This window comes from Mesorhizobium sp., from assembly GCF_024509055.1.
In the GTDB taxonomy this organism is placed as follows: Bacteria; Pseudomonadota; Alphaproteobacteria; order Rhizobiales; family Rhizobiaceae; genus Mesorhizobium.
Window position 1 is genome coordinate 1 of record NZ_JANINM010000535.1, and the last position, 9,289, is coordinate 9,289.

General features: G+C 64.6%; 12 protein-coding genes. 7 read left to right on the top strand and 5 right to left on the bottom strand.

From position 1 onward, the window contains the following. Together Q0L57_RS31945 and Q0L57_RS31950 are read left to right on the top strand one after the other, a co-directional pair. A partial coding sequence (locus Q0L57_RS31945) for a HAMP domain-containing sensor histidine kinase (RefSeq protein WP_296747081.1) occupies positions 1-933 on the top strand: 933 nt, incomplete at its 5' end. 74 nt (positions 934-1,007) lie between these two features. Further along, a complete protein-coding gene (locus Q0L57_RS31950; protein ID WP_296747082.1) occupies positions 1,008-2,174 on the top strand; it encodes an FAD-binding oxidoreductase in 1,167 nt (388 codons plus the stop codon). A gap of 39 nt (positions 2,175-2,213) precedes the next feature. Here the strand turns inward: Q0L57_RS31950 and Q0L57_RS31955 are convergent, their stop codons facing one another. From Q0L57_RS31955 to Q0L57_RS31975, 5 genes are all read right to left on the bottom strand, one after another. Further along, complete coding sequence (locus Q0L57_RS31955; RefSeq protein ID WP_296747083.1) at positions 2,214-4,103, bottom strand: patatin-like phospholipase family protein; 1,890 nt, start codon at positions 4,101-4,103, stop codon at positions 2,214-2,216. 118 nt (positions 4,104-4,221) lie between these two features. Next, the gene (locus tag Q0L57_RS31960) at positions 4,222-4,704 is read right to left on the bottom strand and encodes an SRPBCC domain-containing protein (protein ID WP_296747084.1); all 483 of its coding nucleotides are present in this window, start codon (positions 4,702-4,704) and stop codon (positions 4,222-4,224) included. A gap of 43 nt (positions 4,705-4,747) precedes the next feature. Further along, positions 4,748-5,197 carry an SRPBCC family protein gene (locus Q0L57_RS31965; RefSeq protein ID WP_296747085.1) on the bottom strand — a complete coding sequence of 150 codons (450 nt, stop codon included), beginning with the start codon at positions 5,195-5,197 and terminating at the stop codon, positions 4,748-4,750. After that, positions 5,194-5,508 carry a metalloregulator ArsR/SmtB family transcription factor gene (locus Q0L57_RS31970; RefSeq protein ID WP_296747092.1) on the bottom strand — a complete coding sequence of 105 codons (315 nt, stop codon included), beginning with the start codon at positions 5,506-5,508 and terminating at the stop codon, positions 5,194-5,196. The genes Q0L57_RS31965 and Q0L57_RS31970 overlap by 4 nt, the downstream gene beginning before the upstream one ends. A gap of 95 nt (positions 5,509-5,603) precedes the next feature. Then, positions 5,604-6,026 (bottom strand): GNAT family N-acetyltransferase, encoded by a 423-nt coding sequence (locus Q0L57_RS31975; RefSeq protein WP_296747086.1) that lies wholly within the window; start codon positions 6,024-6,026, stop codon positions 5,604-5,606. A 165-nt stretch (positions 6,027-6,191) separates the two neighbouring features. Here Q0L57_RS31975 and leuD point away from each other — a divergent pair, with 165 nt between their 5' ends. The 5 genes from leuD to Q0L57_RS32000 all read left to right on the top strand — a co-directional run. Further along, on the top strand, positions 6,192-6,800 hold the full coding sequence (gene leuD / locus Q0L57_RS31980) for a 3-isopropylmalate dehydratase small subunit (RefSeq protein WP_296747087.1): 609 nt from the start codon (positions 6,192-6,194) through the stop codon (positions 6,798-6,800). Positions 6,801-6,857: 57 nt separating this feature from the next. Continuing rightward, complete coding sequence (locus Q0L57_RS31985) at positions 6,858-7,793, top strand: hypothetical protein (RefSeq protein ID WP_296747088.1); 936 nt, start codon at positions 6,858-6,860, stop codon at positions 7,791-7,793. 292 nt (positions 7,794-8,085) lie between these two features. Continuing rightward, positions 8,086-8,469, top strand: a complete 384-nt coding sequence (locus Q0L57_RS31990; protein WP_296747089.1) for a RidA family protein — start codon at positions 8,086-8,088, stop codon at positions 8,467-8,469. A gap of 21 nt (positions 8,470-8,490) precedes the next feature. Continuing rightward, the gene (locus tag Q0L57_RS31995) at positions 8,491-8,841 is read left to right on the top strand and encodes a VOC family protein (RefSeq protein ID WP_296747090.1); all 351 of its coding nucleotides are present in this window, start codon (positions 8,491-8,493) and stop codon (positions 8,839-8,841) included. Positions 8,842-8,949: 108 nt separating this feature from the next. Further along, positions 8,950-9,289, top strand: a 340-nt coding sequence (locus Q0L57_RS32000; protein WP_296747091.1) for an isocitrate/isopropylmalate family dehydrogenase, incomplete at its 3' end; no start/stop codon positions are given.

Here is a 9,289-nt window from a genome sequence, read left to right on the forward strand (position 1 = left end):
GGCCGGGTCGCCGGCGTGGTCTACCTGTCGCGGACGCCGAACAACATCGTCAAGCACCTCTATGGCGAACGCGGCAAGGTGACCTTGGCGGCCATTGCCATCCTCGGCGGCACGCTGCTGATCGCGCTGGTGTTCATCCGCACCGTCAGCCGGCCGATCTACGCCCTGATCGACCGGACAAAGCGCATTGCGGCCGGCGACCGCGGGGCGATCAGGCCGCTCGACCATCACGGCACGCGCGAGATGGCGGCGCTGTCGGCGGCCTTCCTCGACATGGCGACCAAGCTGCAGGCGCGCTCGGACAGCATCCAGACCTTCGCCACCCATGTCTCGCACGAGCTGAAATCGCCGCTGACGGCGATCCAGGGCGCCGCCGAGCTGCTCAGGGATTCCGGCGAGGCGATGGACGAAGCCGAGCGACGGCGCTTTTCCAGCAACATCGTCACCGACGCCGGGCGGCTCAATCTGCTGGTGCGTCGGCTGCTGGAGCTGGCGCGTGCGGAAAACCTGGCGCCGACCGGCGAAAGCACGACGCCCAGGGCCGCGCTGGCGCTGCTTCCTATCGACACCAGGGTGGAGGCTCGCGTCGAGACCGGTTGCGACATCAGCATCGGCATTTCCGGCGAGAACCTGGCAATCGTGCTCGCCAATCTCATCGACAATTCCGCAAGGCATGGCGCCAAGCATGTCGCGATCAATGCCGCGGCGGCCGAGGAAAGGGTTTCGATCCTTGTCGGCGACGACGGCGCCGGCATTTCGCCGAGCAACCGCGCGAAAGTGTTCGAGCCGTTCTTCACCACAAGGCGCGAAACCGGGGGCACCGGCATGGGGCTCGGCATCGTGCTGGCCCTCCTGAAAGCGCATGATGGCACGATAAGGCTGGTTGACTCCGAGCGCGGCACGCGCTTCGAGATCAGCTTGCCGGTTGTTTGAGTTTGAGCATGATCTTGTCCGAAAACCGGTCCCCACTTTTCGGGATCATGCTCCGGAGCTGGAGAGCCTAGAGAGTGCGCTACGACATCGTCATCATCGGCGGAGCCATCGTCGGCTCCTCGGTCGCCTACTATTTGCGCGAGGAGGGCTTCACCGGCTCGATCGCGCTGATCGAGCGCGATCCGCAATTCTCCCATGCCGCGACGACCTTGTCCCTGGCCTCGATCCGCCAGCAATTCTCGATCCCAGAAAACATCCGGCTGTCGCAGTTCACCCTGAAACTGTTCCGGCGGCTGAAGGAGACCTTCGGGGCCGATGCCGACATCGGCTTTCGCGAGGGCGGCTACCTGATCCTCGCCGGCGAGGCCGGGCTACCGATCCTCAAGGCCAATCACGAAGCGCAGATCGCCGAGGGCGCCGACATCGTTCTCGAGGACGCCGATCAACTGACGCAACGCTTCCCGTGGCTGTCGACGGAAGGTATTTCCGCCGGCGCCTATGGCCGCAGCGGCGAGGGCTGGTTCGACGCGCACGCCATGCTGATGCTGTTCCGCAAGGCATTGCGCGACAAGAAGATCGACCTCATCACGGCTTCGGTCACGGGCATCGCGCGCGAGGGCAACCGCGTCACCGGCGTAACCCTCGACAATGGCGAGACGCTTGAGGCCGGCATCGTCGTCAATGCCGCCGGCCCGAATGCCGGCAAGGTGGCGGCGATGGCCGGGCTGGCGCTGCCGGTCGAGCCGCGCAAGCGCAACGTCTTCGTCTTCGAGGCGCGCGAGAAATACGCCGACATGCCGCTGCTGGTCGATCCGTCAGGCATCTATGTGCGGCCGGAAGGCTCGGTCTACCTCACCGGCGGCGCCGAGCCGGAAGAAGGCGATGTCGCGCCCGACCCCAAGGATTTCGAGGTCAACTGGCCGCTGTTCGAAGAGGTGATCTGGCCGACTTTAGCCACGCGCATCCCCGCTTTCGAGGCGATCAAGCCGACGCGCGCCTGGGTCGGTCATTACGACTACAACACGCTCGACCAGAACGCGGTGATCGGGCCGCACCCGGAGGTCGAAAACTTCCTCTTCGCCAACGGCTTCTCCGGCCACGGCCTGCAGCAGGCGCCGGCGGTCGGCAAGTCGCTCGCCGAGCTCATCATGCATGGCGGCTACCGGACTATCGACTGCACGGCGTTCGGCTATGCGCGAGTGGCCGAAGGGCGGGCGTTCCGGGAATTGAACGTCATATAAAGGTCGGGTCTGAAATTCCGCGGTTTTCGGGACAAAGCCTCAATAAGTCAGCGTGATCTGCATCTGCGGCAGGGGTCGAGGCGCCGTGTTGGTGAAGTCTGGCCCCTTGTCCTTCCAGCCATGGCCCTGGGCGATCAGACCTTCCAGCAAGGCTCTCGCCTGCTCGCGTTGGACAGCGCCCTCGAAGGCATAGGGCGGCACCGGACTTGTGGTGCGTGCCGTCTCATAGGCCGCCAGATACTCGTTGATTTTCGGCCTGTAGTCCGCGCTGTCGGCAACCTTGATCGTGTAGCGCTGCATGGCCGAGGCCAGATTGCGCCATCTTGTCCAATAATGAGCGTCGAACGAGAACTCGGCGAATTTCTGGCCGGCCTCGGTGCCCTTTTGCGAAACCTGCCTGAGGATCGCCGCGTCCATGTTCAGGTTCATGCCACCTTCCTGCGGGCTCAGGGGAACGTGCACGATCCGCTCGCGGTTGCCTGGGGCGCGCGACTGAAGCAGGTCACGCCAGTTCTGCATCGTCGCGATGATGCCGAAGATGAACCCAGCTATCTCCTGGATGGGGAACTTGCTGGCGATCGGCTGATACTGGGGCTGCCAGCCGTCGTTGGGCTTTGGCAGGAAGACACCGGGGTTCTTCCTTGCGGCGCTCGCATCGGGATAGACGAGATCGATGGCGAATGTCGGCCAGCGCGGCAGCGGCGCGTCGAACAGATGGATCGGGAAATTGCTGCATATGCCGCCGTCGGAAAACCAGCAGCGCCGGAAGGCCGAGGCGCCGGACGCCTGTTCGGCGCCGCCGGCGGCAAGCGCGTCGGCGCTCTCCAGCGGCGTCTTCGGCCTGCTGCGCCTTGGCGCCGGCAGTTCCATGCCATCGGCGGCCGCGCCGTGATGGACGATCTCGTGCAGCGGGACCGCGCTGATCAGCAACGGAAAGCTCAGGCTCATGCGCGTGGCCACCAGAACCGGGAGTTGCCCATAGGCCGGAAGCCGGTGATAGGCCTCGCCCCTGAAGGAGCGCGGCTCGCCGGAATGCCGGATCATCCAGTCGACGACATCAGCGGGAAAAAGGACGTCGAACTCCCGCTTCGTGAACCAGAAATGGGTGTCCTGGTCGAAGGGCAGGCTTCTCGGCTCGCTGTGCGAGACGTCAGTGGTGATCATCGTCAGCGAAACGGCATGGTCCGAGTGAGGTTCGTGGGGATAGCGCGGCGCGCCCCAGAGATGCTCGAACAGGAGCGGTTCGTCTCCGGCCTGGCCGGAGAGGTTCTGCAGGGTTTGATGCAGCCAGTCGGTAAGCGTCGGCGTGGCGCCCCCCGAGGCCGCCGGTCCCATGCCTGAACAGAGGCCGAGAAGATTGCGGCGCACGACCCGCGCGACCCGCAGGGCGGCAAATATCGCGCCGACGGCATAGGCGCCGAGGAATGACGGAATGGCGTGAAGGGCAATCGCCCAAAACCCCGAGAAATATCCCGCGGCCCACCATCCAAGGCATAGAAGCGCGAATAGCCCGAAGGTTTCGAGCGGCGCGATCGCAATGACCGCGAGGACGGCCTGAAGACATTTGCGGAGGAGGCCGGCATTCCCGGCGAGCAGGACAATCAGCCTATAGGCATTTGCCGCTCCCGAGGCCGGCTGGAAGAGGCTGAAGATGAAACCCTCGCGAGCGAGCGTCCGGGACACGCCGGCCAGCCCGTCGAAGCCGACCAGGGCCGGCTTCGGCGTGATGGCGTGTCCAACGACCTTGCGCCGTTCGCCGGCCGCGGCCGCGGCGCAGGCGGCCGCGGCGATCGCGCCGGCCGACGTGCCGCCGATGCTCTTGAAGCGATATTGCTTAGACAGCTCCAGCGCCGCAAAGGGGTAGACGATGCCGCTGGTGATCCCGCCCTTCATGACGAGATCGCAGTATTTGAACGCACTCCCCGCCACGGACCCCTCCTCCAGCCGGCGAAAGCCTTCCGCTGGGAAGCATAGATGCCGCATCTACTTCCCGCCGAGGGCCGTTGTTTGCCGAGGATGAGCCTGTCCTTGCGAAAAGTCGAGGCCGCTACTTGCTTTCCTTTGCGAAGTGCCCCTGCAGCCAGCCGAGCACGCGCGCCCAGCCATCGGCATGCTCGGCCGCGGCGTCGGGAAAGCCGGCGAAGCCGCCGTGGCAGACGATGAGGCGCGTGCCGCCCGCGATCGGCTCCAGCAGATAGGCGAGCGTCGTTTCGTGACGGCCCAGCGCCGGATGGTCCCAGTCATAGCGCCTCGTCTGCACGATCCGGCGCGGCATCTCGATTTCCAGAAAGTTCCCACTGGCCGGCAGGTGCCTGCCGTCAGCCGTCCGCACCGTGACGCTCCAGCTTCCGCCGACGCGAGGATCGGCGGACCAACCGGTCATGCGGTAGGTTTCGGACGAGCCCCACCACCGCTCGACCTCTTCGGTGATCAGCGCGGCGATAACCTTCCCGGGGGAGGCGGGAAGGTCGGCCGAGGCCATGACCGTGTCTGCGTTCGCCATGGCTTGCGGTGAGGACCATTGAAGCATCAATACAGCTCCGCCATGGGTTGTATCGTATCCGAAACGATGCTCAGCCCTTCGACGGCGGGCGCTCGAAGCCCTTGCCCGTCTCGAGCAGGCTCTTCAGGCTCGCCAGCACCAGCGGCCAGCCCTTGGCGACGTTCGCGATCAGCCTGTGCGGACCGTCGGCCTCGTGGGTGACGGCAAGCTTCATCAATTCGCCGTCCTGCTCGATGGTGAAGGTGCAGCGCGTGTAGCCGTCCTCCTTCACCTCGGGCAGCCATTCATTGCGCCATTTGATGACGAGACGCCTCGGCGGGTCGACCTCCAGGATCTCGCCGCTATCGGCGACGCGGCCGTCGGGGAAGATCAGCTTCCAGCTTGAGCCTACTTTCCAGTCGCTCTCCTGGTAGGAGCAGAGGAAGAACTGGCGGTTGAATTCCGGATCGGTCAGCGCCGTCCAGAGCTTTTCGGGCGTGGTGCGGATGTAGGTGACATAGACAAAGGTGTTGTCGCTCATGGCTCTTCCCTTTCCAATCGCTTCTTCAGGTCGCTCAATGCATCCAGCCGATGGCGCTCGAACTTGCCGATCCAGCGCTCGGCGATCTCGTTGATCGGAACCGGGTTGAGGTAGTGCTCCTTCTCGCGGCCCCTGCGCATGGTGGTGACGAGGTTCGCCTCCTCGAGGATCGCCAGATGCTTGGTCACCGCCTGACGCGTCATGTCCATGTGCTCGCACAGCGCATTCAGCGTCTGCCCGTTCCTGGCATGAAGGCTGTCCAGCAATTGCCGGCGGGTCGGGTCGGCCAAGGCGCGAAAGACGGCATCCATGCTCATCACTGTAATATGCAACCATTTGGTTGCATGTCAAGCAGAGAAATTGAGAACGACGCTTTTGGCTAGATTCGACCGTCGCCTGGGAATTGCTAGCGTTGACGCCCGAACCAGAAGGCCGGCACGGCCTTCATGCCGATGCGTTCGTAGAAACCGACGGCATCGGGCATCGAGATCAGGCTGATGGCGACAGATGGCCCGAGATGACGCCGCGCTTCGTCCATCAAGCCCTTGCCGACGCCAAGCCCCTGCGCCGCACTGGAGACGGCGAGATCGGAGATGTAGCAGACCCAGGAAAAGTCGGTCATGCCGCGCGCCACGCCAACCAGTCGGCGATCCGGCCGGTCGAACCGCGCCGTCAGCAGCAGATTGGCGTTATCCAGCATTGTCTTCAGGCGGGCCTCGTCGTCGACGGGCCGCACCTTTCCCAGTCCGGAGTCCACCAGCACGCGCCGGAACTCGGCGACGTCGAGCGTGGGTTCGCTGGCGTAGAGGATGTTGGCGGGACCGGTCATGCGCGCCAAGCTGCCCCAGCCGTCGTCGATTTGAAAGTGGCCGGTAGCGCTCTTGTGTCCGATGGCCCAATCCCCGCCGCCAACACTCGCCTTTCATTTGCCCGGCTCTTTGTGTAAACCGAGCGCCAGCAAATCCCCGCAGCCAGATCAAGACGGGCAAGGACCATGGACAAATTCACCAAGCTCACCGGCGTCGCAGCACCGATGCCGATCGTCAACATCGACACCGACATGATCATCCCGAAGGATTACCTGAAGACGATCAAGCGCACCGGGCTTGGCAGCGGCCTTTTCGCCGAGATGCGCTACAATGAGGACGGTTCGGAAAACCCGGATTTCGTGCTCAACAAGCCGGCCTACCGCCACGCGCAGATCCTGGTCGCCGGCGACAATTTCGGCTGCGGCTCGAGCCGCGAGCATGCGCCCTGGGCGCTGCTCGACTTCGGCGTCCGCTGCGTGATCTCGACCTCGTTCGCCGACATTTTCTACAACAACTGCTTCAAGAACGGCATCCTGCCGATCACCGTCAGCCCGGAAGACCTGGACAAGCTGATGGACGACGCCTCGCGCGGTTCGAACGCGACGATCTCGGTCGATCTCGAGGCCAAGGAAATCCGCGGGCCTGACGGCGGCGTGGTCAAGTTCGACCTCGACGACTTCAAGCGCCACTGCCTGCTCAACGGCCTCGACGACATCGGCCTCACCATGGAGAAGTCCGGCGCCATCGCGTCCTTCGAGGAGAAGAACGCCGAGCTGCGCCCCTGGGCGGCCTGAGCCAGGACAATCCCGGCCATCAAGGCCGGTTCGTGGCTGCTGAATGGAGGGACAGTCATGACGCGCTTGCTTCTGGCCGGTACTTGCGTTTCGGCGGCAATCCTTCTGGTCATGGCCGGCGCCAATGCGCAGACCACCGCGCCGGCCACGCAGCCGGCGCCCGCGGCGTCCGATCAACCCGCTAACGATCAAGGTTCGGGCAGCGACCAGGGCGCCTCGGACGACGAAAAACAAGGCCCGATCGCTTTCGAGGGCGGCCAGCTCACCATCACGCAGCCGGAGCAGGATGGCGAGAAGGTGCTGGCCTACGACGGCAAGCAGCTCGCCAGCAATTACGAGGTCTACTTCGAGAAGGTCGTCGTGGTCGGCGGCGTCAAGGTGGCGCTGTTCGATGTCGGCAATGGCGGCAACCAGTGCGGCCCGGCCAGCCTGATCGTCTGGAAGCCGGAAGGCGGCGGCATACAGACCACGAGCGTCGAGCAGGACGAGTGCGGCGCGCCGCCCACCGCGGTTTCCGACAGCGCCATCTATTACGTCCCCTACCTCCTGCCCGGCGATTCCAAGCCCGCCTTGCAATGGTCGCCGACGACGGGGTTGATGACCTCGGGCGAACTCACCTACACGCCCGAGCCCGGCACCGACTGGAAGGATGTCGACCCGTCGAAATATGAGAACATCATCGACGCCTTCCACAACGAGGCCGTCTACAAGGCCGGGCAGGCGCTGCTCGGCAAGGACATGCCCGACATGGCCACCAGCCTGCTGGTCGGCGGCGGCACGGAAAAGACGGCGTCCGGAGCTTTCTACGCCACCGGTTGCGTGCCGCATGACTGCGGCGGCAATGACGGCTTCATGGCGGTCGATCCCGCCCAGCGCAAGGTCTATTTCGCCCGCCGCGGCGACAATGGCGACCCGCAAGCCTGGCCGCCGTTGAAGGACTGGCCGGCGGATGTCAAGAAAGCGTATGACGACGCGCAAGGGTCGGGGAATTAGGGTCGCGGCTTCGTCATCCACGGGCGGAGCGACGCGCAGCGGAGCGTAGACCCGAGGATCCATGCCGTTACCATGGCCGCCGGGTGCTGCGGCGCAGAATTCTGCGCCCGCCGCAACGCCTCCACGTCATGGCATGGATTCCAGGGTCTGCGCGCGTCGCTTCGCTCCTTGCTGCGCCCTGGAATGACGAAGCGCGAGGGGACCGGCGTGACAACACTCCACCCAGCTTGGCCCACGACGGGTGCGGCTTCTGCCTGCTAGATGCAGGCCGACAAACCCCACGAGGCACCCAATGCGCAAGCTCATCTCCACCGGTTCGCCCTTCGAGAAGACCGCCGGCTATTCGCGCGCGGTGGTGCAGGGAGACTGGTGTTTCGTATCCGGAACGACCGGCTACGACTATGCCACCATGACGATGCCGGAGACGGTCGAGGCGCAGACGCGCAATTGCCTGGCCACCATCGCCAAGGCCCTTGCCGACGGCGGTTTCGAGATGGCCGATGTGGTGCGCGCGCATTACTACATCACCGACCAGTCCTATGTTGACGTGGTGTTCCCGATCCTCGGCGAGGTCTTCGGCGATATCCGCCCGGCGGCGACGATGATCGTCTGCCAGCTCAACAAGCCCGAGATGAAGATCGAGATCGAGGTCACCGCGCTCAGGCGCTCGGCCTAGAATGCGTAACAAGGACTTGCCATGGTCGTCCGGCGCATCATCGCCAATATCGAGGCCCGCGACATCGCCGCTGCGAAGCGCTTCTACCATGACGTGCTCGGCCTCGATCTCCTGATGGACCATGGCTGGATCGCCACCTACGGCTCAGACCAGGAGATGGTGGTGCAGGTGAGCTTCGCCGCCGAAGGCGGCTCGGGCACAAAAGTGCCGGACCTGTCGATCGAGGTCGACGATGTGGACGCTGCGCTCGATGCCATGAAGGCCGCCGGCTTTGCCATCGAATATGGTCCGGCCGACGAGCCCTGGGGTGTGCGGCGCTTCTATGTGCGCGACCCGTTCGGCCGGCTGGTCAATATTCTTTCGCATCGTTGATCACCGGCGCCACCCTTTTGCTTTCCCCGCCGGGAGCAAAGGCTTGCGCGGCAAGCGCTTGCCGTTTAGCAAGGCCCCCGGCTCAATTCTCTCCCGGGACGGTTCTCCATGGCTTCGAAAAATCTCTTCCTCCTCGCCGGCGACGGCATCGGCCCCGAGGCGATGGCCGAGGTGAAGAAGCTGATCGCGGCCATGAACGCGAAACTCGGCAGCAACTTCACGACCGATGAAGGGCTGGTCGGCGGTTGCGCCTACGACGCGCATGGCGCGGCGATCTCGGACGCCGACATGGAAAAGGCGGTGGCGGCCGACGCGGTGCTGTTCGGGGCGGTCGGCGGACCGAAATGGGATGCCGTGCCCTACGAGGTTCGCCCAGAGGCGGGTCTGCTGCGCCTGCGCAAGGACATGGAGCTGTTCGCCAACCTGCGGCCGGCGATCTGCTATCCGG